Below are 22,296 nucleotides of genomic sequence, written 5' to 3' on the forward strand. Positions count from 1 at the left end.
CATATTTTACTCTAAAGTGCAACCACCAATTTATTAATGGATTTTTTAGTATACCTGCCTACCTTTATAGTAGGTATTTAACACTCTAACTTTATCAATTTCGGCTGATTTTATTTTCAATAAATTTCCATCCAGAACGATAAAATCAGCCCACTTTCCCACCTCTAAGCTTCCTACTTCATTCTCCAGATGAATAGCATAAGCCCCCCTAATTGTGAGCAACCTTATCATAAGGTCAACTGGAACCTTATGCTTAGCTCCTGTGTGTATAATGGAAATCGGATCTCGTATCACATTTAGGCTATTCATCTGCCCTTCTAGCTTCCCATCACCTGCAAAAAATAAAATTTTATCCCCCATATAAGAACCTGTGCCTTCTGTTAATTTATCGACATTAAAGGTTGGCAACTTACCCTCATAAACAATTGCTGCCGCATTATTTTTCTCCAACAAATCAACCAGTAAGAATTCTGGAATATTTGATACGATATTACGGACCCCTTGATACTCCGCATTAATTAACTTTTCAACTTGGCCCCTTAATATGCCACTTTCATAACTCCCTTCAGGAAGGCTAAAATGCACCTGAAACTTATATAAATTTGCCTGATGAAAAAGATCGACAAGCCATGCAGAAGTATCTTTTACACTTTCTCCCAGCTCGTCTTGAATTAGATAATTATAATTTGAAATAGAGTCTGGAATTACGAAACTAATAGCAATCACTTTAAAATCATCTGAAGAAATTTTATCCGCATAATTCCTAAGGGATATAAATCGATCAGAAGGCATGTTCATAGGAACCGTTAAAAACGCTCTAATACGAACATCACGATTTTCCAAAGAATTTGATTTTTTAAATTTTTCAGCTTTATTTTCACTTTCAAAAAAAGGAATATGAAATGAATGTAAAGTCGTGACCCCCATGGAAAGGGCTACATCCTTTAGCTCACTGAGATTATGAAACTCTTTGCTCACCTTGTCTTCAGGAATTAGACTACTAAAAACACTTACTGCTCCCCTACCTTGAAATAGGCCAATAGGAATTCCATCATCACTTCTTTTAATAAAATTCTCAGTCGAACTATTGGTGCTCATATCTATTCCAGCCGCCGCTATAGCTTCAGAATTAGTCCACACATATGAGTGATCCGCTGAGAACATAATAATTGGTACTAGATCATTAATCTGATCAAGCATTGCTTTATGGGGCTCGTCGTCACCAAATACTTCCATTTTCCAGCCACGGCCGACGACAATTTGGGCCTCAGGATTATTGAGAATGTAATCTTGAATCTTATTTTGATAGGCTTCAACTGATTGAAACAAAGACAAATCCAGACCGCTATAATCGGTATTGTTTGAAATTGACTGGATGAAACCGGGAAGTACTAACCTTCCTTTCAAATCATTAACCTGAGTGTGAACTCCGACATACCTATTCACTCCATTTTCATTCCCCAAATAGACTATGCGCCCATCGCGAATTGCCATTGCCGAGGCAATACTACGGGCCGGGTCGACGGTATAGATATACGCATTCCTTAAAACGTGCTGGGCGGGTTCAACACTGGCGGCCGGCAAGGGGGATTCAGCTCGTTCACAAGCAATTAACAATAGTGAAATGAGCAGGCAGGCCAGACGCATAGGGACTCCTCACAGTTTTCCGTAATTCCCCGGGACTCGGGTCTTATCAGGAAAAGTGTAGAAAGCTCGGACACATTTGTGTGCCTAACCTCGAGACCACAACCAGTGATACCCAAATGACCCACTGGTGCAGGGACCCAGACCGCACTCGAGGAGAACCGCGACTAAATTGGCCAACACGACAGTGAAGAAAGAGATGGCAATGCACTTTTCAATCAAAGTTAACTCTCTAGTGGCAAAACTTCGTCGCTTAAAGCCAAACATTAATGCAACGCCACAGTAGATCAGTAAGACAAAGAAAATCAGTGCAGACCAAGTGTATAAATGCAAGCCCAAGACTGGGCTGCCAAACCCTGGATCGCCAGGGGTGATATGCAGCAATACCTGCCTTACAGCAGCAGCCAGACCGGCTAGACACGAAAGAATAACAACGCCGTAATGCTCTGCACGAATACTAAAGCGCAGGTTCAACATCAATCCCATGCCAATCATGGCAAAGGCAACACGTTGTAAGAGACAGAGAGGGCAGGGGTGTTGGTGGGATGCCAACTCCATGATCAAGGCAATCCATAGGATTATGCTTACCGCTAACAGCGCCAAGCTATCCAGCCTTCTGACCATAAACACCATCATGGGCACGGCCCCTAGAAAGACAGCGACAGTGCTCGCGTCATATGATATCCACACCACATAATGAAGATCAGCAAGGTCAACAACCACCAGCCCATTGCAGAGCGGCGACGACCATTCCAAACGGCCCAAATCGACAGGGTGACCGTAAGAAAAGGCAATATCATGACCACTAAGCAGCTCCTTATCGACAATACGATGATATTAGTATTGTCTAAAGCTGCCAGAAGGATGCGATTTAACGTTGGCAGCTAGAGCAGAAAAAGGTATTTCTCTGGCCCAAAACCATATCTTTGACTGCTCGGCCACAAGAGGGACAGGACTCACCCGCACGGCCATAAACATTTAGCTGTTGGGCGAAATAGCCAGGTTTTCCATCACCGCCAATAAAGTCCCGCAAGGTAGTCCCACCTTGGGCGATTGCCTGACTGAGAACCTGCTTTATGGACTCAGCCAAGCGCTGGTGTCGGGCTTTGGAAATAGAACCGGCCTGTCGATCTGGGCGAATGCCCGCCAGAAAAAGAGATTCACTGGCGTAAATATTACCCACCCCCACAACGATACGGCCATCCATGATGAAGGTTTTGACCGATTGCTTACGTTTGCGCGAGGTTTCAAACAGATACTCACCACTAAATTCTTCCGAGAGAGGCTCTGGGCCCAGATGGCTGAGTAAGTCGTGGGCCAGTGGGTCCGCCACTGTCCACAGTAGGGCACCAAAGCGGCGCGGGTCGCGGTAACGCAGTGTGAGACCACTATCCAGGCGCCAGTCGATATGATCATGCTTTTCCGGTGCCTGTGCAGCCTCGACCATACGCAGGCTGCCAGACATTCCCAGGTGCCAAATAGCGCAGCCCTTGTCAGTATGTACCAGTAGGTATTTAGCCCGACGCTCCAGTTTCAGTATCCGGGCATTGCGGACACGGCGCTCAAAGTCTGCTTCCACGGGCCAGCGCAACTGATGCTGGCGCACTTTTGCGGAGCGAATTTTATGCCCCTCCAGGTGAGGTTGCAGGCCTCTGAGAGTGGTTTCTACTTCTGGGAGCTCTGGCATCGTCTGGAGTTACCCTGTGTAAACTGGCTGCTCAATTTCCAATACGCACAAAAAAGCCCGGTTAAAACCGGGCTTTCTGTACAGTAGCGGTAGGCAATTACTTAATTTTGCCTTCCTTGTACATTACATGCTTGCGTACAACGGGATCGTACTTTTTGATCTCCATTTTCTCAGGCATGTTGCGCTTGTTTTTGGTAGTGGTGTAGAAGTGGCCAGTACCGGCGCTGGAATTCAGACGAATCTTCTCACGCATTGCTCTATCTCCAATCTATTAGCTGGGCTACAGCCGTTACACTTTTTCGCCGCGGGCGCGCAGCTCAGTCAGGACAGCGTCGATACCTTTCTTATCGATAACGCGCATGCCTTTCGCGGAAACACGCAGCTTCACAAAACGCTTCTCGGATTCAACCCAGAAACGGTGGCTGTGCAGGTTCGGCACGAAGCGACGCTTGGTGCGGTTCTTAGCGTGGGATACATTGTTTCCGGTGACCGGACGCTTACCGGTTACCTGACATACCTTGGACATCTGTTGGCCTCTTCAAAACGCTTGTGCCCGCATGGCGCCAATCCTGAAGAGGAAAAGGTAGTGCGGGAACATAAAAATAGGGATTCTAATCCGGTTCCTGGATGGCGGCGGAACCTGTGCAGAATCTGGCCCGGCCGCAAAGAGCGGCGTTTTATACCAAAAGAGCCCGTAGGGAGCAAGTTTTGTACAACATTTCAACGCCGGGAACGACACCTTTACATCAATCCCTGCTCTGCAAAGGATAGCGCCTTGCCCTCACCGACGATCAAATGGTCCAGAACCTTGATATCCACCAGCTCTAGTGCCTGGGTCAACCGCTCGGTAATCCAGATATCTGCCTGGCTGGGCTCACTGACACCAGAAGGGTGGTTGTGCGCCAAAATAACCGCCGCAGCCCCCTTCAACAGCGCTTGCTGTACTACTTCGCGCGGGTAGACATTCGCTGCATTCAGAGTCCCCTCGAACAGCTCCTCAAAAGCGATCACCCGGTGTTGATTATCCAGGTAGAGGCAGCAGAACACTTCCCTGCGCCGGTGCCTGAGCTGGATTGCCAGGTAATCCCTGACCGCCCCGGGACTGCACAGTGCGCTGCCGTGCTGTATCGTCTCCGCCAAGTGCCGCTTGGCCATTTCCAGCGCCGCTTGCAACTGAGCAAACTTGGCGTCGCCGAGCCCTCGCGCGCGGCAAAAGTCATCTCGCTCGGCCTCTAATAGAGGGCGCAAGCCACCAAAATCATTGAGTAGTCCCCTGGCCAGATCCACTGCTGAGAGGCCGGGTAGCCCCACGCGCAGAAAAATTGCCAACAGCTCTGCATCCGACAGAGCCTCAGCCCCTCTCTCCAACAGCTTTTCCCGGGGCCTCTCACCTGCCGGCCAGTCCTTTATTTTCATTTGTAGCCCAGTTAGTCAGTGTCTTATCTATCGCACATCTACTGAACACCTCTTCCATGCTGCGCCTTTGAAGCACTACTGCAGTCTTATAAGAAACGACACAGAAATGCTAATCTTACCGGCTCGCACCAAATCGGAAACAGCATTTATGTCCTCTCTGGCCGACAAACGCATACTTTTAGGTATCAGCGGTGGAATTGCCGCCTATAAGAGTGCCGACCTGGTTCGCCGGCTCAAAGAGCGCGGTGCCGATGTCCGAGTGGTAATGAGCGCCGGAGCACAGGAGTTTGTACAGCCACTGACCTTTCAGGCGCTATCCGCTAACCCGGTGCATACAGACTTGTTGGATCCCTCGGCAGAAGCCGCTATGGGTCATATCGAACTGGCGAAATGGGCTGATCTTATCCTGATTGCTCCAGCCAGTGCCCAGGTAATGGCAAAGTTGGCTGCCGGTATGGCTGATGACCTCTTAACCACCCTTTGTTTGGCCAGCGAAGCCCCCCTGGCCCTGGCACCAGCCATGAACCAAGCCATGTGGCGCCACGCAGCTACCTCAGCCAATGCTCAGACCCTAAAGGAGCGCGGAGTCATATTCTGGGGCCCAGGCGCGGGTAGCCAGGCCTGTGGCGACGTGGGCCCCGGCCGTATGTTGGAACCAGAAAACCTGGCGGAACACACTGAATCCCTGTTTCACACAAGCCACTCACTGCAGGGCCGTAAAGTAGTAATCACTGCCGGCCCTACCAGGGAAGCCATTGACCCAGTGAGATTCCTCAGCAACCACAGCTCTGGAAAAATGGGCTTCGCCCTAGCTGCAGCGGCGCAGAGTGCCGGTGCCGAAGTGACATTGATTGCCGGCCCCGTAAATTTGGATACGCCGCCAAAGGTCAATCGTATTGATGTTATCAGCGCCCAGGATATGTATGAGGCCGCCAAAAGTGCCGCCGATCACTGCGATATCTTTATCAGTGCAGCAGCCGTTGCTGATTTCCGCCCGGCCCAAGTCGCTGAGCAGAAAATCAAAAAGAAAGACGGGCAAGATGATGATGCAATTGCCCTCATCAAAAATCCCGATATTGTTGCAGCCATAGCCACGCGTACTGAGCTACGGCCTTTCACTATCGGGTTCGCCGCAGAGACAGAACAGGTTCTCGCCCACGCCCAGAGCAAGCTGCAGCGGAAAAACCTCGATATGATCATTGCCAACGATGTGAGCCAATCGGACTCGGGATTTAACAGCGATCACAACGCTGTCACTGTGATAGATGCGGATGGTCAGAGCCGACTGGCTCCCGCATTAAAGACCGACCTAGCCCGACAGCTCATTGAACTCATCGCCTCCAAGGCTCAGTGACAACATTTACGCTCAAATCAGGGATATCTGTGGGCTCCAACAACAAAAAGAAACCAGGCGGTACCATGCAGAAAGGGTTATTTTTACCGTTATTATTAGTAGTTGTCGCTTGGCTGGGCGGTGCCTATCTGTTAATCCAGTATCTTGTAATACCCCACAATCATTCGCAGATTGAGCTAGCCGCCAAGCAAAAAACTGCCGAACTAGCTGAAGTCGTGCAGTCTTACGTCGCAGACTATTCGAAGCGCCTGCAGGCCCTTGGATCAAGGAAGCTCCCTGCAGCAACACTGATTGAATCTACCAAACTACCTGAGCAGGTATCCCTCCAGGCCTTTTCTACCGAACAGGTTCGAGTGGGCTCAGGGCAAAATCCCTCCCTGAACTTTGCCTTGGTCGATCTGTTAAAGCGCAGTCAGGAAACACCTGTGCAACCGATGGAAGTACTGCGTACAGGTGTGGAAAATAGCTGGCAACTGCATAGTGTTATCACCCTGGAAAATGAACAACTACTGGCCACCCAACCCTTTTCCGTACTGGAAAATATTTTAAAAAGTCTGGGCGGTAGTCATGGACAAGTTCAGTTAATGCAGAAGTTTCCCGATGCCCACCGACAAACACTGTGGCGCGCAGGCACAGGAAAAGGCTACAACACTGTAGAGCAACTTGAGGACAGCTATTTAAGCCTCCACTTCAGTCCCTCCGAAACCTTTGTCGAACAGCACAGTCTGCCCACATCCTGGATTTACATCGGAGCCGGCATTGGAATATTGGTGAGCCTATTCGCCCTACTGAAATTCCTACCTCGCGATTCGAGAGCCCCATGGGAAAGAAGTAAGGATGCTAGTGGCAGCGAGCTTAATAAGGCGCACCCACAAGCCTCTGATGGAGGAACTACACAGGCTTCCAATACAGATTTTCTGCCGCAGAGCCTGGCCTCAGCACCCAGTATCTCGAACTCTGATTCGGAGAACTCAGAAAGCGAAGAAAAAGAAAATAGTTCAAAGGACTTGCCAGAAAGTGACGATGACAAGCCCGAGCTGCCTCTGACCTCTGAGTATCCCCAGCATGTTTTCCGCGCCTACGATATCCGTGGAATCGCCGGGCAGGAAATCAATGAACCTTTTGCCTATCAGCTAGGCAGAGCGCTCGGCACCCTGGCACAGCACGCTGGAGAACATCTCTTACTAGTTGGCCGAGATGGACGCAATAGCAGTGAAACACTTAGCCAGTGCCTGATTGAGGGAATTCTAGATAGTGGCTGCAACTCTATTAATCTCGGCCTGATTCCATCACCACTTCTCTATTACGCTTGTGCGAAAGGAAAAAATACCAGTAGTGGGGTCATTGTTACCGCAAGCCACAACCCTGCGGAATACAACGGCTTTAAGATCGTACTGAAAGGTCGCGCCCTGGCGGAAGACAAACTGCAGGGGCTCTACCAGTTGATGAAAAAAGGCCCATTCAAAAGTGGGGAAGGCGCCAATCGGGAGCAAGAAATCACCGATAAATATATCGATGAAGTTTTCAATAATGTCGCCCTCGCCGGGCAACCGCACTTGGTTATCGATGCTGGCAATGGCGCCACCTCTAACCTGGCTCCCCGCCTCTTTGAGCAGCTCGGCTGTGCGGTAACACCGATCTATTGTGAGGTGGATGGCAACTTCCCCAATCACGCACCGGACCCCTCCAGACCAGAAAACCTCGAAGCCTTGACTGAAAAGGTTCTGGCTACAGGAGCAGATCTGGGCGTGGCCCTGGATGGTGATGGTGATCGTGTTACCCTGATTTCAAGCAGCGGCCGTATCGCTTGGGCAGACCAACTGGTTATGTTGCTGGCAAGGGATATCCTCGCGCGCAATCCGGGAGAAAATATTGTCTTCGACGTTAAGAGCAGTCGCAGTTTATCCCAGCTAATCAGCCAGTATGGGGGCCGCCCCATTATGTGGAAGACCGGACACTCTCCGATGAAAGCCAAGATGTTGGAGACCAAAGCCATTTTGGGCGGCGAGCTTTCCGGACATATCTTTATTAAGGACCGCTGGTTTGGTTTCGACGATGGTATCTACGCTGCTGCGCGGGTACTAGAAATTATGGCACTGCGAGAACAAAGTCTTGATGAGCTTCTCGACACCTTGCCGAAAATGCACAGCACCCCTGAGATCCTGCTACCAGTAGAGGAAACTGAGAAGTTTTCACTGATAGACCAGCTGCGCGATAAGGGGAATTTTGGCAATGCCGATATCAATACTATCGACGGCTTGCGTATAGAGTTTCCCGATGGCTGGGGGCTTGTACGTGCCTCCAATACCACTAGCGCACTAACCCTGCGCTTTGAGGCTGAAAATGAACAGGCCCTGGAGCGCATCCGTACAGAGGTGATGGGACAGCTCAGAAAGATTGCTCCCGCAATTACTGTACCAGACTGGCAGCTGCTCGATTAAGATTAAACGGCGGAATAGACTGCGCCGCCATCGGGCCACTGCCTCTATTGCTTAGAAAACAACCCACCACATTTGCTTTAAATCGTTGGCGACTCAAGTCAGGACCCCAAACCTAATTGCCTGTCGCCCTGTGTAAGGAACTGCCCATGTCCCTAGATCTAAACTCTGCGCTGAAAAGTGCCCAGGTCCTCAATGAAGCACTGCCCTATATCCAGCGCTTTACGGGCAAAACTATTGTGGTCAAGTTCGGTGGCAACGCCATGGTGGATGAGCAACTACAAAACAGTTTCGCTCGAGACATTATCCTGATGAAGCTGGTAGGTATGAACCCAGTGGTGGTGCACGGCGGCGGACCTCAAATCGGGCAGCTGCTAAATAAGCTCAGTATTGAGTCCCGCTTCGTAGACGGAATGAGAGTCACCGATAGCGAAACCATGGATGTTGTGGAGATGGTGTTAGGGGGCACCGTCAACAAACAGATCGTCAATTTGATTAACAAAAATGGGGGCCGCGCGGTAGGTATCACCGGTAAAGACGGATTACTGGTTAAAGCGCGAAAGTTGACCCGAAAAAATGAGAGCGCGGGACTACATGCCTCTGAAATCATTGATATTGGCCAGGTTGGGGAAGTCGAGAAAGTTAATATTGATGTGATCAATATGCTGGTCCACAGTGACTTTATCCCGGTTATTGCGCCCATCGGAGTCGACGGCAATGGGGTTTCATACAATATTAATGCCGATCTCGTCGCTGGAAAAATCGCTGAGGAATTGAAAGCAGAAAAGCTGATGTTACTTACCAACGTCGCCGGTCTGCAGGATAAGGAGGGGGAGGTTCTCACCGGACTGACTACCAATGAAGTAGAGGGCTTAATTCAGGATGGCACCATCTATGGCGGCATGCTGCCAAAAATCACCTGCGCTCTGGACGCTGTTCAGGATGGGGTAAATTCCGCTCACATCATCGACGGCCGTGTGCCCCACGCCATATTGCTCGAAATATTTACAGATCGAGGCGTGGGTACCCTGATTACCAACATCGAAGCGCAAACTGTGGACCACTAGGCCCTTGGCAATTGAAGACAGCCCGGCGAATCGGTAGGATTCCGCCGCCGTCAAAATAAGACGACAAGAGCAAAACTAAATTCCGCCCCCCAAGCGGACCAAAGGCAGTCAATGAGCAGCGAAAAAATCAATCGGCGTCAACAAATCCTGGAAGCTCTAGCACATATGCTGGAAGTCAGTCCCGGCGCACGTATTACAACAGCAGCACTGGCCAAGGAAGTTGGTTTCTCTGAAGCCGCGCTATATCGTCACTTCCCCAGTAAATCCAAGATGTTTGAAGGGCTGATCGAATTTATTGAGGAGACCATTTTCAGCCGTATCGCAATGATCCTGCAGGAGGAGCCCTCGGCTCTCAATCGCTGCCAGAAAATTCTGCAGCTTCTTCTGGCGTTCTGTGAACGCAATCCAGGAATCACTCGCCTGCTTACAGGCGACGCGCTTACCGGTGAAACTGAGAGGCTGCATGGACGAATCCTGCAGTTGTTTGATCGACTGGAAACCCAAATTAGACAGATCTTGCGCGAAGCCGAATTGCGCGAACACCTGCGCCCGACTCTTCCTCTCGGTGGTGCTGCCAACCTGCTTTTGGCGAGCGCGGAGGGGCGCATCGTCCAATACGTGCGCAGCGGTTTTAAGCGTAAGCCTACAGAGTACTGGGCAGAACAGTGGCCCGTATTAACGGCTGGTTTCTTCCGTGAGACAGTGGCTGCAGCCAGATAACCATTTCCTCATGAGGGCTGTTTAGCGGCAGCCCTCCGAAATTATTCAGGCATTGAGAAATTAGCTAGCTCTCAGCATTAAGTTCGGTATAGCGGGCTACCGCCTTATCGAAATCAACCCCTATGGTATCCGCTTCAGCCGCACGCCGGCTGAGGCGCTCCTCAAGCACTTCCATTTCTTTTTGTAGATCAGCAATTCTCTGCAACAATTCGGGAGCCACCTCACGGCCGCCCCGCTGCGTGCGCGCAGCAGAGGCTTCTTCCTGGGCAATTTGCCGGCGTAGACTGCTGATATTTGACCGCATGATAGCCATATCCTGCTCTACGACAGCCAACTTGCGCGACCGAGCACTCTCAATATCCGCAATACTGTTATAGCGCTTGAGCAACTTACGATCCGCTTCCCGCTGGGCCTCTAGCTGAAGTTCGGCTTGGTACTCTTCGGGACTGAGCTGCGGTGCAACTACTTCAACTACACGACCGGTAAGAGTGAGAATCTCATATCCATTTGGAACAAATTCCGGTGGAATAGCATCGTTGATCACCAGGACTCCCTGGTGATCAGTGTATCGATACAAAACCCGGCTATTGTTGCCATAAGCCTCTACAGCCAGCATCAAAAGGGTGCTGACCAATAGAGGTACTAAAGGGGCGACTCGCATCGCTCTTCTCTCTAAATTAACCGGCCCACGGCTAGGAGGGACAAAATTTATTGACCCGCGACACCGTAGCGCTGCCGGTAGTCCACAATTTTCTGCAGAGTATCGCTGTCATTCGACTCCTGCTCGAGAAAGCTAATCACATCGTCTAACTGCACGATGCCGACCACAGGAATATTGTACTGTCTCTCAACTTGCTGAATAGCGGAGAATTCACAATCTTCGCTAGCCTTTTCCTGGCGGTTGAGACCAATCACAACTCCCGCCGCCTCTGCGCCATGAGATTCGATAATTTGCATCACTTCGCGCACGGCTGTGCCCGCAGTAATAACATCATCGATAATCAAAACCTTGCCATTAAGCGGCGCACCCACTAAGGTTCCGCCTTCACCGTGATCCTTGGCTTCTTTTCGGTTGTAACAGAAAGGCTTATCGATCCCCTTTTGGGCTAGAGCCACAGCAGTCACCGCACCCAGCGGGATACCTTTGTAGGCCGGCCCAAAAATGACATCGAACTCCACTCCCGAAGCGATTATCGCCTCGGCATAGGCCTGTCCCAGCGCTGCCAGTGCAGCACCGGTGTGGAAACGGCCGGCATTGAAAAAGTAGGGGCTTTGACGGCCCGACTTCAATGTGAAGTCGCCGAAACACAAAACCTGATGATCCAGGGCAAGTTGGATAAAATCGCGCTGATATTGCTGCATGGAAAATTGTTAACTATTGGCTAAGGTGAAGGGAGACCTCCCCGTAGCATTCCCGGGGGTAGGCATGCATATAATGTTTCTAATGATACACAGTCCGCTGGTAAGGGGCTAATAATGCGAATAGTAAGCTTGTCGGTAGACGGCGTTCATCAGGCCGCCCAACGCGGTCTCTACGATTGGTTGGCGGAGCAGGACGCAGATATTATCTGCCTTCAGGACCTGCGCTCTCTCGAGCCTGAATTGGACCACCCAATATTTCACCCCGACGGTTATTACAGTTACTTTTTCGACTCGGGAACTCCCCACGAAAACGGTGTGGCTATCTACACCCGAAGCCAGCCCAAAGCCATCATATTCGGCATGGGCTTCGCCAATGGTGAGGATATGTACGGCCGCTATCTACAGGCGGATTTCGAGCGACTGAGTGTTGGCTCCCTGCTCGCGCCAGTCGCCTCAGATGAGACGTCGTTAGAGAAAAAAGTCCAATTCTTTGAGGACATGCAGGCGCACTTGCTAAAAATAAGCCGCAAACGCCGCGACTTTATTTTCTGTGGTAACTGGGGCATGGCTCACCGTCGTGCAGACGTACAGAATTGGCAAGATCACCAGGATTCTCCCGGCTTTATGCGTCACGAACAGCGCTGGCTGGACCAGCTGTTTAATGATGTTGGCTATGTCGATGCTTTTCGCCGTGTAGTAAAAGATACCGACGAATTTAGCTGGTGGCCCAGCGGTACTGTCGGAGAAGGAGATGGCTGGCGTACTGATATGCAGATCGTTTCTCACGGTCTGAAAAATCGCATTGAGTACGGTGCAATCAATAAGAATGTGAAATTCTCCAGCCACTTGCCGGTAATCATGGACTACGAAATCGAAGTCTGAATCGCATGGAGTTCCGGCCCCTTCCCTATTGGGAGAGGGCCGGATACAAACCAAGGGGCGGCTGCTTTACTCGTCCAGCGCCCGCTTTTGCAAAGCGATCAATTCATCAATACCCGCCTTGCCCAACCCCAGCATCTGAGCGAACTGCTTTTCGGTAAATGGCTCACCCTCTGCAGTGCCTTGAACCTCGATCATGCCGCCATCTTCGGCCATCACCAAATTCATATCGGTATCCGCTGAACTGTCTTCCGGGTAATCCAGGTCCAGTAACGGCTCCCCCTCATAAATTCCCACTGATACCGCCGCTACCATATTCTTGAGCGGATCATCGGCTATGATTTTCTCTCGCTGCATATGACGCAGGGCATCAACCAATGCCACACAGGCACCAGTTATTGCTGCAGTTCGGGTACCACCATCGGCCTGGATAACATCGCAATCGACGGTGATTTGATTCTCACCCAGCTTCTCCAGGTCTACCGCCGCTCGCAGTGAGCGCCCGATCAAGCGCTGAATTTCCACGGTGCGCCCACTCTGCTTGCCCTTGGCCGCTTCCCTGAGCATACGAGAGCCTGTGGAGCGTGGCAGCATGCCGTACTCTGCAGTAATCCAACCGCTGCCCTGGCCGCGTAAAAACCTTGGGACTTCACTGGATAGAGAGGCATTACACAAAACCTTGGTATCACCAAACTCCACCAACACAGACCCCTCCGCATGACGGGTATAGTTGCGGGTAATTTTTACCGGGCGCAATTGCGCAGGGGCGCGGCCACTGGGACGCTGCATAGTCCACCTCAAATATTGAATGAAAGCCCCGCATTATATACCCCAGCATGGCGATCCAAACGCTGTGTTATTATGCCGGGCCGATTAATACGCCTGTAGGGGATCAGCTATGGCCAGTCAACGGGAACAGAACAAAGTGCGCAGCATGACAGCCTTTGGACGCGCCGAGGCCAATTACGCAAACGGCACCGCTATCTGGGAACTGCGCTCGGTCAACCATCGCTACCTGGAACCACATTTCCGTTTGCCCGAAGCGGCTCGCTCCCTGGAAACACAACTGCGCGATACGCTACGCAAAACACTGTCCCGCGGCAAAATTGAACTGACCCTGAGCCTGAAGACCAATAGCGCCGAAGACACTGGGCTGGAAATCAATCAACCCCTCGCCCAGGCACTGATTCAAGCGGCAAAACAGGTAGCGGGTGGCGAGGATGTTCAACCACTCAATCCCTTGCAAATTCTCCAATGGCCCGGTGTTATCAGTGAACCGGAGGCGGATACCGATCAACAGTCGGCAACGATATTGGAGGCTTTTCGCGAGGCACTGGGACAGCTGCGCGCAAACCGTGAACGAGAAGGCGCTGAGCTAGCCAAATTTATTGAGGCCCGACTCAAGGGAATCGAAGAGCAGGTGGCCAAGGTTCGAGAACTGCTTCCCCAAATTCTTGAGGCACAGCGAGACAAGCTGCGCAGCCGCCTGGAAGAGTTGCAAGTGGAGCTGGACAAGGACCGGCTCGAGCAGGAGATCGTCCTGTTGGCCCAGAAGGCTGATGTGGATGAAGAGCTCGATCGCCTCAGTGCGCACACTTCTGAAACACGTCGGGTTTTAGCCGGCGGTGGATCAATCGGCCGGCGGCTGGATTTCCTGATGCAGGAGTTTAATCGCGAAGCCAACACCCTCTCCTCAAAGTCTGTGGTTACCGACACAACCCAGGCTGCGGTAGAGCTCAAAGTATTGATCGAGCAGATGCGCGAGCAAGTACAAAACATCGAGTAACCCTCTGGGGCATTCTCACCGAGACTGCGGATGCCCCTCTACCACCAGACAGAGGGATTTGTGATAGCTCACCCTTTAAGGAATATTTATGCGACAAAACCTGAAGTGGGTCGGCGCTATTTTTTTAGTGCTTGCTGCAATTGAGATTATTAATATTCTGAGCGGCCGATCGCTTAATTACTTTGGTATTGTTCCCCGCTCAATCAACCACCTCCCCCATATCTTTTCTGCACCATTACTGCATGGAAATAGCTGGCACTTCTTCTCGAATATATTCACTCTGTGCATCTTCAGTTTCTTAGTGCTGCAGTACGGGGTAAAAACTTACCTGAAAGTGACCCTGTTCGTTGTGATCACCACCGGAGTGGCCGTTTGGCTTTTTGCTGGCAGGGGTAATCATTTGGGAGCTAGCTCAGTTATCTATGGCTATTTCGGCTTTTTGCTTCTTGCGGGATTTATCAGCAGGAAATTTAGCCGTTTATTAATATCTATTGTGGTAGCCGTCCTTTATGGAGGGCTTATTTTCGGTGTCTTACCACGGGGTGGTTTTATCTCCTGGGAGTCCCACCTATTTGGATTTATCTTTGGGTTGCTGGCTGCAAAGCTGTGGGCCAAAGTTCCCAGTTATAGCAAGGCCAGATAAACACAAGTCCTAACACCAACCTTTCAACCTCAAACCCCAGTAGTAGCCAGCAAAGGTTTTCATTACTGGGGTACCCTCAGGAAACAGGCCCCAAAGCCAAGCTACGTAAATGCTACGTACACGTCACTAAGAAGCGTTTAGCAATTCACCTTTTCTACGCACGATAATTCTTTTATCTGAAAATATTCGTTTATTATCCAATTTCCCTCCTGTGAACCCCTCCACGTCTCTCCCGTAGATAAATTCTCACTATCAGATTTTTTTCCCAAAACTTATAAATTTGTCGCCAAAAGCCACACAAATTTAAAGGCCTAAGCTGAGGATAATAATTTCACGAACGTTATAAAGAAGTACCATTTTGAAACTTTGGTACCAATTTTGGTCAAACTGACTTACCGACTGTGAGAAAGACAGTTTCTAGGCCTATCCGTTAAGCAAACTTATTTTGTTAGTGCGGAGTTTTTCAGGAGTCTCCGGCCTATCGGAATACTGATAGCCGGATTTAAAATATCTCGGAGATATAACAATAATGAAATCATCATTGAAAAGTCTTTTGCAAAAGACGACTCTGGCGAGTGCGTTTTCGTTACTGTGTGCTACCCCTTTCGCTACTCACGCAGCGGACGCGGAAAAAACACTGCTAACCGACCGCATCATCGTAAAGTACAAGGAGAGCGCTAAAGTTGGGAGGGCGGCCACCATGGCCACAGAGACGGTCGAAAAAGCTTCCCGTCGCGCCGGCCACAAGATGCGCCACCTCCGCCGTATGGCCACTGGCGCTCAGGTAATGCGCCTGGAAGGCCGTAAAAGTAGAGCTGAAGTAAACGCGATCATCGATAGCCTGAAACAGGATCCGGATGTGGAATACGCAGAGCCGGACCTGATTATGAAAGCGATGGCCGAGCCCAATGACCCGAGCTATCTCAGCCAGTGGCATTACTACGAGTCCACCGGCGGCTTGAACCTGCCCTCAGCTTGGGACGTTACCCAGGGCGATGGCGTAGTGGTTGCCGTACTCGATACCGGTTATCTCCCCCACGCCGATCTGGTAGACAATATCCTACCAGGCTACGATATGATTTCTGACACTTTCGTCTCCGTAGATGGAGATGGACGTGATGACGATCCCACTGACCCAGGGGATTGGTATACAGATAAAGCCTGCGGTGACGACCCGAGCATCCCCTCCGAGAGCGACAGCAGCTGGCACGGCACCCATGTAGCCGGCACCATTGCCGGGGTTACTAACAACAACATGGGTATCGCCGGTGTAGCCTATGATGCGAAGATAGTGCCCGTTCGTGTGCTTGGACGCTGTGGTGGCTATACCTCTGATATTGCCGACGGCATTATCTGGGGTGCCGGTGGTTCTGTCAGCGGATTACCGAGCAACCAAAACCCAGCCCAAGTATTGAACCTGAGCCTCGGCGGTGGCGGTAGCTGTGACACTACCACGCAAAGCGCTATCGACACTGCGCGCAGCCTCGGCGCTACCGTGGTTGTCGCCGCTGGTAACAGTGGTGCCAACGCAAGCCAATACTCGCCCGCCAGCTGTGATGGGGTTATTACCGTTGCGGCAACTGACCGTACCGGCGGCCGCTCTTATTACTCCAACTATGGCAATGTGGTTGATGTCGCTGCACCCGGTGGCGCACAGAGCTTCGCAAACGATTCCGACGGTATCCTTTCCACCTACAACAACGGCTCTACCGATGCGGGCAGCGATAGCTACTATTACAGCCAGGGCACCAGTATGGCAGCCCCCCATGTCGCCGGCGCAGCAGCGCTGATTTATTCGGTTAACCCCGACGTTACTCCGGATGAAGTTGAATCGATCCTCACCAGCACCGCTCGCAGCTTCCCCTCTTCTTGCAACAACTGCGGCTCCGGTATTGTGGACGCGGCAGCAGCTGTAGCTATGGCGAGCGGCGACGATAGTGGTAATGGCGGCGACGACGATGACGACAGTGGCAGCAATGGTTCAGGTTGGACAGAAACTAACCTTTCTGGCAGCCAGGGCAGCTGGAATGACTTCACCATTGATGTTGAGTCGGGGACTTCCACCCTTACTATAGAGATGTCCGGTGGCTCTGGCGAAGTTGATCTCTACGTGCGCCACGGTAACTATCCTACTCTGCGTCGATATGACTGTCGTCCATACCTCTGGGGTAACGAGGAGAGCTGCACCATTAGCAACCCGGATTCCGGCACCTGGTACATCAGTGTCTATGGGTATGAATCCTACAGCGGTGTGACTTTGGAAGCGGAAGCTAGCGAGTAAATAACGACCCGTTCAGAGTAAAAAAAGACCGGCATTTGCCGGTCTTTCTATTTATAAACTCCAAAGAAAATCCTTTCACGAAGAAAACCATGCCTAAACATCAAAAGTCACACCTAGCCGTGGTACCAATTCGACGTATCGCATGCTCTTGCCAATCTTTTGATTAGTGCCAATCAGGCACCACTTTTGTAAACCTGAAAGTTAATTACGTCAAAATCCCTTTAGCGAATACTGACTGATTTCAGAATCCATGCTTCACTGGCATATGCGGCCCAGTAGCCGTGTGGCAGAGTTCGATAGATACGCTATCTAATAATAAAAATATGGGGTTTCTGTGGACCTGCTTACTTTCTCCATTCCATTTTTTCTGACCGCCATGCTTATGGAGTTCGCCCTGGATCGCTGGAAAGGCTGGGGGCTCTACAGGCTGAATGACACTATTGGCAATCTCAGCACGGGGATTCTCAATCGTATTATCGGGCTTACCTATAAAAGCTTATTCCTCGTTATCTATATCCCGCTGTTTACGTTGCTACAACCCTACTATCAATGGGTTGGTTTCAACTGGTCTATCGACAATGTCTGGCACCTGGCCCTGGCGGTTCTCGCATACGACTTCTGCTACTACTGGAAGCACCGTATCTGTCACGAGGTAAACATCTTTTGGGCAGAACACCTGGTGCACCACCAGAGTGAGGACTACAACCTGAGCACAGCATTGCGCCAGTCTTCGGGGGGGCTACAGCTGGATTGGATATTTTATCTACCGCTTCTATTGATTGGCTTGCCGGCAGAAATTGTTATTGTCGCCGGCGCAATTGATCTTATTTACCAGTTTTGGGTTCACACACAAAAAATACCCAAGATCCGCTGGTTGGAGTGGTTTGTCATTACCCCCTCGAATCACCGGGTACACCACGCCCAGAACGCTGTCTACGTAGATAAAAACTACGGCGGAATACTAATACTTTGGGATCGCTTATTTGGCACCTACCAGCAGGAACTCGAAACTGAGCCCTGTCTTTACGGTGTGCGTAAGCCCCTGAATACCTTTGATCCTGTAGCAGCCAATTTACAACACTTAAAGCGCATGGCCATTGATGCCTGGCACACGAAAAGCTGGTGGGACAAGTGCACTCTTTGGTTCCGCCCCACCGGCTACAGGCCCGCAGATGTAGAAAAATCCATGCCAGTAGCCTCTACCGATCTGACAAACTTTAAACGTTTCAACCCTGAAATTAGCCCTGGTTTGCGCAACTACGCATTCGCACAGCACCTCTGTTACACCGCCACAACCTTATCTCTCCTCTGGTTCACCAGCGTATTGAGTTTCTGGCAACTTATGGGCTCGGTTATTGCCTTGATTATTTGCCTGGCAATTAATGGAAGGATACTGGATGGTCATCCTATTTCAGGGCGCCTCGAAACTTTGAGACTCGCAGCACTCATCTGCGCTATTCCGCTACTAAACAATACATATGTACCACTCTTCATATCCTACTTGCTCGCAAGCTCTTTGGTATGGTGGTGGTTGGCAACCCGGCGCAAAGAGGATAGAGTCACTTTCGTTAGCGATTAACAACAGGGAGGTCCCCTTAATCACAGGTGGTTGGCGGTGATTGAGAAACTCCCGCGAGGCTATCCCGGCCGGGCCCAGGCGCGCAGGTGGTAACGCGCCCTGAATCTCCCAACAGATACCCCCACTCCGGTCGGGGGCTAGCCTTGTCCCTTCATGACACTCTTTCATCTCCAGACGCAAGCTTCGGTTATAATGGACTCTTTGCTCGCGAACAGGATCAGTTGTGCAAACAGGAACCCTCTACACCGTCTCCGCTCCCTCCGGTGCAGGAAAAACCAGCTTGGTCAAAGCGCTGGTAGACAGCGACAGCCAGGTTACCGTATCGGTTTCCCATACCACTCGTGCCATGCGCCCAGGCGAAACTCACGGCGTTGACTATCACTTTGTCGAGCGAGAAGAATTTTTGGCAATGTTGGAGCGTGATGCTTTTTTTGAGCACGCCCAAGTTTATGGCGATAATTATTACGGCACCGCCAAAGCTGAGATCGAAGAGACTCTTGCCAGTGGTCGCGATGTTATCCTGGAAATCGATTGGCAGGGGGCCGAACAGGTTCGTCGTCTGCGCCCTGATGCAGTGGGTATTTTTATTTTGCCTCCGTCCCAGGAAGCCCTGCGCGAGCGCCTCACCGGACGCGGTCAGGACGATCAAGCGGTCATTGATCGCCGTATGGACCAGGCCATCGACGAAATGACCCATTATGTCGCCGCAGATTACCTGGTAATCAACGACAAGTTCGACCAAGCGTTAACAGAGCTGCGTGCCATTATCGTTGCCCAGCGACAGCGCTTAGAGCTGCAGCAACTGCGCCACGGCGACCTACTTCAGTCACTGTTGCGCCACTGAACCAATTGATCGAATTGCATACATTTCCCGGTCCGGTAAAATAGCCGGTCCCCTGTACAGAATTTGCCTTCGGGCACAGCAAATGGAAACGAAAGTTTATGGCACGTATTACCGTTGAAGATTGCCTTGAGCATGTGGACAACCGCTTCGAGCTCGTTATCGTCGGCAGCAAACGCGCCCGTCAGATCGCTACAGGCGGCAGGGATCCATTGGTTCCCGAAGAAAACGATAAGCCCACGGTAATTGCCCTGCGCGAAATCGAAGAGGGCCTGGTGGATGCCGCCATCCTCGACGAGCCGGAACGCGAAGAGGCACCTGCTCCTATCGTTGCCCCCAACTACCTAACAGATCAGCAAGTCTGATCAGGTCTCTTACTAGGTACTTTTTGAGTTTTACGAGAGGCGCGCGCGGCATTGCACACCATAGATAGTTTGGCCCACCGCCTCTCCTCATACCTTCCTCCCGACCAGATCCAAATCGTCCGCCGCGCCTATTTTTACGCGGAGCAGGCTCACGATGGTCAGCAGCGCCGTTCCGGCGAGCCCTATGTCACCCACCCGCTGGCAGTTGCCACTATTCTCGCGGGCATGCATATGGATCACGAGAGCCTGGCGGCAGCCATGTTGCACGATGTGATCGAGGATACGGGTATCCCCAAGGCAGCTCTGGCTGAGCAGTTTGGTGGAGAGGTTGCCGACCTGGTCGATGGGGTCTCCAAACTAACCCAGTTCGAGACCGACAGCCCGGCAGAAAAGCAGGCGGAAAACTTCCAGAAGATGGCGCTAGCCATGGCCCGCGATATCCGCGTGATTCTGGTCAAACTGGCCGACCGCCTGCACAACATGCGCACTCTCGGCGCATTGAAACCGCAGAAGCGTGCCCGTATTGCCCGCGAGACGCTGGAGATCTACGCACCCATCGCCCACCGACTGGGTATGAACGACGTTCGTATCGAGTTCGAGGATCGCGCTTTTTTTGCCATCTACCCACTGCGTGCCAGCCGCTTGCGCGCCGCCCTGGTCGCCGCCCGCGGCAATCGCAAAGAGCTGCTGGAACAGATTCAGAATGCTATAGAACTGCGCTTGCAGCGGGAGGGCATCAGCTCTCTGGTGATTGGTCGGGAAAAGCACCTATTTAGCATCTACCAAAAGATGCGCGCCAAGAAGAAGTCCTTCAAGGAGATAATGGATGTCTACGCTTTCCGCATCATTGTGGACAGTGTGGATACCTGTTACCGGGTTCTAGGTGTTATGCACAGCCTGTACAAGCCGGTAATCTCCGAGTTTAAAGATTACGTCGCTATCCCCAAATCCAATGGCTACCAGTCACTGCACACAGTGCTGCTGGGTATGCACGGGGTGCCCATTGAAGTTCAGGTCCGCACCAAGGAAATGGATGAAATGGCCAACAGTGGCATTGCCGCCCACTGGCTGTACAAAGCCTCCGGCGATGAGGTGATCAATACCGGTGGCACCAGCCAAGTGCGCGCACGGCGCTGGGTCCAGGGACTGCTGGAGATGCAGCAGCGCGCCGGCGACTCGTTAGAGTTTATTGAAAACGTAAAAATTGACCTATTCCCGGATGAAGTTTACGTCTTTACCCCTAAAGGGCAGATCGTCGACCTCCCCGCAGGAGCCACTGCTGTGGACTTCGCCTATTCCGTACACACGGATATCGGCAACTCCTGTGTTGCCGTGCGTATCAATCAGCGCCTGGCCCCTTTGTCCCAACCTCTGGAGAGCGGGCAAAAAGTTGAGATTCTCACGCGCAAAACTGCACAGCCAAACCCTAACTGGCTCAATTTTGTAGTAACCGCCAAAGCGCGCAGTGCTATCCGTCACTTCCTCAAACACCAGCGTCACCACGATTCCATTACCCTTGGCCGGCGCCTGCTGGAAAAAGCACTCAGTAAGTTCGACACGAGCCTAGACGCGCTATCGCCAGAGCAATTAGAAGCAGGCCTCAAAGAAGCGAAATGCGCAACTTTGGACAAGCTGCTGGAAGAGATAGGTATGGGCAGTAAAGTGGCCTTCTCTGCCGCTAAATTACTCGCGCCCGTCACCAGTGAAGAGACTGAAGCTAGCAATATCTCTTCACCCTTAACGATCGATGCCCAAGAGGGCATGATGATCAGTTTTGCCCGCTGTTGCCGCCCCATTCCCGGGGATGCCATTATCGGCCATATCAGCTCGGGCAAAGGCGTAGTAGTACATCGCGACACCTGCCGCAATACCGGTGATTTTCGCGAGCACCCGGAAAACATCATGCTGGTGAACTGGTCACCGGATGTGACAGGAGAGTTCCTCGGTGATGTGCGGGTAGAAGTCGAGTCAGAGAGAGGGATTATTGCCCGACTGGCTACTCGTATTACGGAAGAGGGCGCCAGCATCGAGCAGATCAATGTGGATGAGAAGGATGCTCACAACAGCGTGATCTCCCTGACCCTGGAAGTCAGTGGCCGTGTACATTTGGCTCGGGTTATGAAGCGCCTGCGCAACCTCCCTTCTGTCATACGCATCGCCCGCCCTTGAGGAACACAAGGGAATCCCATTGGGAACTGCCATTAGGCTTCAAAGCGCGATATATTTAACCGACT

22 protein-coding genes are annotated in these 22,296 nt (G+C 51.4%); 12 read left to right on the forward strand and 10 right to left on the reverse strand.

Features of this window, described 5'->3' with window-relative positions; genetic code table 11:
- Nucleotides 1–45 precede the first annotated feature (45 nt).
- From ACJJIY_RS04800 to radC, 7 genes are all read right to left on the reverse strand, one after another.
- The gene (locus ACJJIY_RS04800) at nt 46–1,647 is read right to left on the reverse strand and encodes an amidohydrolase family protein (RefSeq protein WP_445359207.1); all 1,602 of its coding nucleotides are present in this window, start codon (nt 1,645–1,647) and stop codon (nt 46–48) included.
- An 84-nt stretch (nt 1,648–1,731) separates the two neighbouring features.
- Entirely contained in the window at nt 1,732–2,280 is a 549-nt protein-coding gene (locus ACJJIY_RS04805) for a disulfide bond formation protein B (protein ID WP_444906853.1), read from the reverse strand.
- A gap of 11 nt (nt 2,281–2,291) precedes the next feature.
- A complete protein-coding gene (locus ACJJIY_RS04810) occupies nt 2,292–2,444 on the reverse strand; it encodes a DUF5993 family protein (RefSeq protein ID WP_282934619.1) in 153 nt (50 codons plus the stop codon).
- Between the two features lie 71 nt (nt 2,445–2,515).
- Nucleotides 2,516–3,331 (reverse strand): bifunctional DNA-formamidopyrimidine glycosylase/DNA-(apurinic or apyrimidinic site) lyase, encoded by an 816-nt coding sequence (gene mutM / locus ACJJIY_RS04815; RefSeq protein ID WP_444934497.1) that lies wholly within the window; start codon nt 3,329–3,331, stop codon nt 2,516–2,518.
- Nucleotides 3,332–3,428: 97 nt separating this feature from the next.
- Nucleotides 3,429–3,584 (reverse strand): 50S ribosomal protein L33, encoded by a 156-nt coding sequence (gene rpmG, locus ACJJIY_RS04820; protein WP_020413983.1) that lies wholly within the window; start codon nt 3,582–3,584, stop codon nt 3,429–3,431.
- A 36-nt stretch (nt 3,585–3,620) separates the two neighbouring features.
- Entirely contained in the window at nt 3,621–3,857 is a 237-nt protein-coding gene (gene rpmB / locus ACJJIY_RS04825; RefSeq protein WP_020413982.1) for a 50S ribosomal protein L28, read from the reverse strand.
- A gap of 215 nt (nt 3,858–4,072) precedes the next feature.
- Nucleotides 4,073–4,747: a RadC family protein gene (radC, locus tag ACJJIY_RS04830; RefSeq protein WP_444892377.1), complete on the reverse strand. Its 675-nt coding sequence runs from the start codon at nt 4,745–4,747 to the stop codon at nt 4,073–4,075.
- A 148-nt stretch (nt 4,748–4,895) separates the two neighbouring features.
- On the opposite strand from radC, the gene coaBC reads away from it, so the two are divergent.
- The 4 genes from coaBC to slmA all read left to right on the forward strand — a co-directional run bounded on the left by coaBC (nt 4,896) and on the right by slmA (nt 10,326).
- Nucleotides 4,896–6,101 carry a bifunctional phosphopantothenoylcysteine decarboxylase/phosphopantothenate--cysteine ligase CoaBC gene (coaBC, locus tag ACJJIY_RS04835; protein ID WP_413665903.1) on the forward strand — a complete coding sequence of 402 codons (1,206 nt, stop codon included), beginning with the start codon at nt 4,896–4,898 and terminating at the stop codon, nt 6,099–6,101.
- A gap of 65 nt (nt 6,102–6,166) precedes the next feature.
- Nucleotides 6,167–8,542 (forward strand): phosphomannomutase/phosphoglucomutase, encoded by a 2,376-nt coding sequence (locus tag ACJJIY_RS04840; RefSeq protein WP_445359208.1) that lies wholly within the window; start codon nt 6,167–6,169, stop codon nt 8,540–8,542.
- A 146-nt stretch (nt 8,543–8,688) separates the two neighbouring features.
- Complete coding sequence (gene argB, locus ACJJIY_RS04845; protein WP_444915165.1) at nt 8,689–9,606, forward strand: acetylglutamate kinase; 918 nt, start codon at nt 8,689–8,691, stop codon at nt 9,604–9,606.
- Between the two features lie 111 nt (nt 9,607–9,717).
- Entirely contained in the window at nt 9,718–10,326 is a 609-nt protein-coding gene (gene slmA, locus ACJJIY_RS04850) for a nucleoid occlusion factor SlmA (protein WP_108735025.1), read from the forward strand.
- 64 nt (nt 10,327–10,390) lie between these two features.
- Here slmA and ACJJIY_RS04855 read toward each other — a convergent pair whose 3' ends face one another.
- The gene (locus tag ACJJIY_RS04855; protein ID WP_444915164.1) at nt 10,391–10,987 is read right to left on the reverse strand and encodes a hypothetical protein; all 597 of its coding nucleotides are present in this window, start codon (nt 10,985–10,987) and stop codon (nt 10,391–10,393) included.
- A gap of 47 nt (nt 10,988–11,034) precedes the next feature.
- On the reverse strand, nt 11,035–11,688 hold the full coding sequence (gene pyrE / locus ACJJIY_RS04860) for an orotate phosphoribosyltransferase (RefSeq protein WP_413663822.1): 654 nt from the start codon (nt 11,686–11,688) through the stop codon (nt 11,035–11,037).
- A 114-nt stretch (nt 11,689–11,802) separates the two neighbouring features.
- On the opposite strand from pyrE, the gene ACJJIY_RS04865 reads away from it, so the two are divergent.
- A complete protein-coding gene (locus ACJJIY_RS04865) occupies nt 11,803–12,570 on the forward strand; it encodes an exodeoxyribonuclease III (RefSeq protein WP_413663823.1) in 768 nt (255 codons plus the stop codon).
- 66 nt (nt 12,571–12,636) lie between these two features.
- On the opposite strand, the gene rph is transcribed toward ACJJIY_RS04865, so the two are convergent.
- Nucleotides 12,637–13,356: a ribonuclease PH gene (gene rph / locus ACJJIY_RS04870; protein WP_444934498.1), complete on the reverse strand. Its 720-nt coding sequence runs from the start codon at nt 13,354–13,356 to the stop codon at nt 12,637–12,639.
- A 109-nt stretch (nt 13,357–13,465) separates the two neighbouring features.
- Here rph and ACJJIY_RS04875 point away from each other — a divergent pair, with 109 nt between their 5' ends.
- The 7 genes from ACJJIY_RS04875 to spoT all read left to right on the forward strand — a co-directional run bounded on the left by ACJJIY_RS04875 (nt 13,466) and on the right by spoT (nt 22,231).
- Entirely contained in the window at nt 13,466–14,353 is an 888-nt protein-coding gene (locus ACJJIY_RS04875) for a YicC/YloC family endoribonuclease (protein ID WP_444915163.1), read from the forward strand.
- Between the two features lie 88 nt (nt 14,354–14,441).
- Nucleotides 14,442–14,996 carry a rhomboid family intramembrane serine protease gene (locus tag ACJJIY_RS04880; protein ID WP_445359209.1) on the forward strand — a complete coding sequence of 185 codons (555 nt, stop codon included), beginning with the start codon at nt 14,442–14,444 and terminating at the stop codon, nt 14,994–14,996.
- Nucleotides 14,997–15,525: 529 nt separating this feature from the next.
- Nucleotides 15,526–17,277: a S8 family peptidase gene (locus tag ACJJIY_RS04885; RefSeq protein ID WP_445359210.1), complete on the forward strand. Its 1,752-nt coding sequence runs from the start codon at nt 15,526–15,528 to the stop codon at nt 17,275–17,277.
- Nucleotides 17,278–17,611: 334 nt separating this feature from the next.
- Complete coding sequence (locus tag ACJJIY_RS04890; RefSeq protein ID WP_445355379.1) at nt 17,612–18,856, forward strand: sterol desaturase family protein; 1,245 nt, start codon at nt 17,612–17,614, stop codon at nt 18,854–18,856.
- Between the two features lie 223 nt (nt 18,857–19,079).
- Complete coding sequence (gene gmk, locus ACJJIY_RS04895; RefSeq protein ID WP_445359211.1) at nt 19,080–19,700, forward strand: guanylate kinase; 621 nt, start codon at nt 19,080–19,082, stop codon at nt 19,698–19,700.
- A gap of 98 nt (nt 19,701–19,798) precedes the next feature.
- The gene (rpoZ, locus tag ACJJIY_RS04900; protein ID WP_413663830.1) at nt 19,799–20,062 is read left to right on the forward strand and encodes a DNA-directed RNA polymerase subunit omega; all 264 of its coding nucleotides are present in this window, start codon (nt 19,799–19,801) and stop codon (nt 20,060–20,062) included.
- 51 nt (nt 20,063–20,113) lie between these two features.
- On the forward strand, nt 20,114–22,231 hold the full coding sequence (gene spoT / locus ACJJIY_RS04905; RefSeq protein ID WP_282930627.1) for a bifunctional GTP diphosphokinase/guanosine-3',5'-bis pyrophosphate 3'-pyrophosphohydrolase: 2,118 nt from the start codon (nt 20,114–20,116) through the stop codon (nt 22,229–22,231).
- Nucleotides 22,232–22,296 lie beyond the last annotated feature (65 nt).

The sequence above is a fragment of the Microbulbifer maximicatervae (SeqCode) genome (assembly GCF_052468155.1).

Excerpts from the sequence above, each read along its gene's own strand:
- ACJJIY_RS04855 (WP_444915164.1), bottom strand. The coding sequence starts at position 10,987 with ATGCGAGTCGCCCCTTTAGTACCTCTATTGGTCAGCACCCTTTTGATG.
- radC (WP_444892377.1), bottom strand. The coding sequence starts at position 4,747 with ATGAAAATAAAGGACTGGCCGGCAGGTGAGAGGCCCCGGGAAAAGCTG.
- mutM (WP_444934497.1), bottom strand. The coding sequence starts at position 3,331 with ATGCCAGAGCTCCCAGAAGTAGAAACCACTCTCAGAGGCCTGCAACCT.
- rpmB (WP_020413982.1), bottom strand. The coding sequence starts at position 3,857 with ATGTCCAAGGTATGTCAGGTAACCGGTAAGCGTCCGGTCACCGGAAAC.
- slmA (WP_108735025.1), top strand. The coding sequence starts at position 9,718 with ATGAGCAGCGAAAAAATCAATCGGCGTCAACAAATCCTGGAAGCTCTA.
- ACJJIY_RS04805 (WP_444906853.1), bottom strand. The coding sequence starts at position 2,280 with ATGATGGTGTTTATGGTCAGAAGGCTGGATAGCTTGGCGCTGTTAGCG.
- ACJJIY_RS04810 (WP_282934619.1), bottom strand. The coding sequence starts at position 2,444 with ATGATATTGCCTTTTCTTACGGTCACCCTGTCGATTTGGGCCGTTTGG.
- rph (WP_444934498.1), bottom strand. The coding sequence starts at position 13,356 with ATGCAGCGTCCCAGTGGCCGCGCCCCTGCGCAATTGCGCCCGGTAAAA.
- ACJJIY_RS04885 (WP_445359210.1), top strand. The coding sequence starts at position 15,526 with ATGAAATCATCATTGAAAAGTCTTTTGCAAAAGACGACTCTGGCGAGT.
- ACJJIY_RS04875 (WP_444915163.1), top strand. The coding sequence starts at position 13,466 with ATGGCCAGTCAACGGGAACAGAACAAAGTGCGCAGCATGACAGCCTTT.
- argB (WP_444915165.1), top strand. The coding sequence starts at position 8,689 with ATGTCCCTAGATCTAAACTCTGCGCTGAAAAGTGCCCAGGTCCTCAAT.
- coaBC (WP_413665903.1), top strand. The coding sequence starts at position 4,896 with ATGTCCTCTCTGGCCGACAAACGCATACTTTTAGGTATCAGCGGTGGA.
- ACJJIY_RS04880 (WP_445359209.1), top strand. The coding sequence starts at position 14,442 with ATGCGACAAAACCTGAAGTGGGTCGGCGCTATTTTTTTAGTGCTTGCT.
- ACJJIY_RS04840 (WP_445359208.1), top strand. The coding sequence starts at position 6,167 with ATGCAGAAAGGGTTATTTTTACCGTTATTATTAGTAGTTGTCGCTTGG.
- rpmG (WP_020413983.1), bottom strand. The coding sequence starts at position 3,584 with ATGCGTGAGAAGATTCGTCTGAATTCCAGCGCCGGTACTGGCCACTTC.
- rpoZ (WP_413663830.1), top strand. The coding sequence starts at position 19,799 with ATGGCACGTATTACCGTTGAAGATTGCCTTGAGCATGTGGACAACCGC.
- pyrE (WP_413663822.1), bottom strand. The coding sequence starts at position 11,688 with ATGCAGCAATATCAGCGCGATTTTATCCAACTTGCCCTGGATCATCAG.
- ACJJIY_RS04865 (WP_413663823.1), top strand. The coding sequence starts at position 11,803 with ATGCGAATAGTAAGCTTGTCGGTAGACGGCGTTCATCAGGCCGCCCAA.
- ACJJIY_RS04800 (WP_445359207.1), bottom strand. The coding sequence starts at position 1,647 with ATGCGTCTGGCCTGCCTGCTCATTTCACTATTGTTAATTGCTTGTGAA.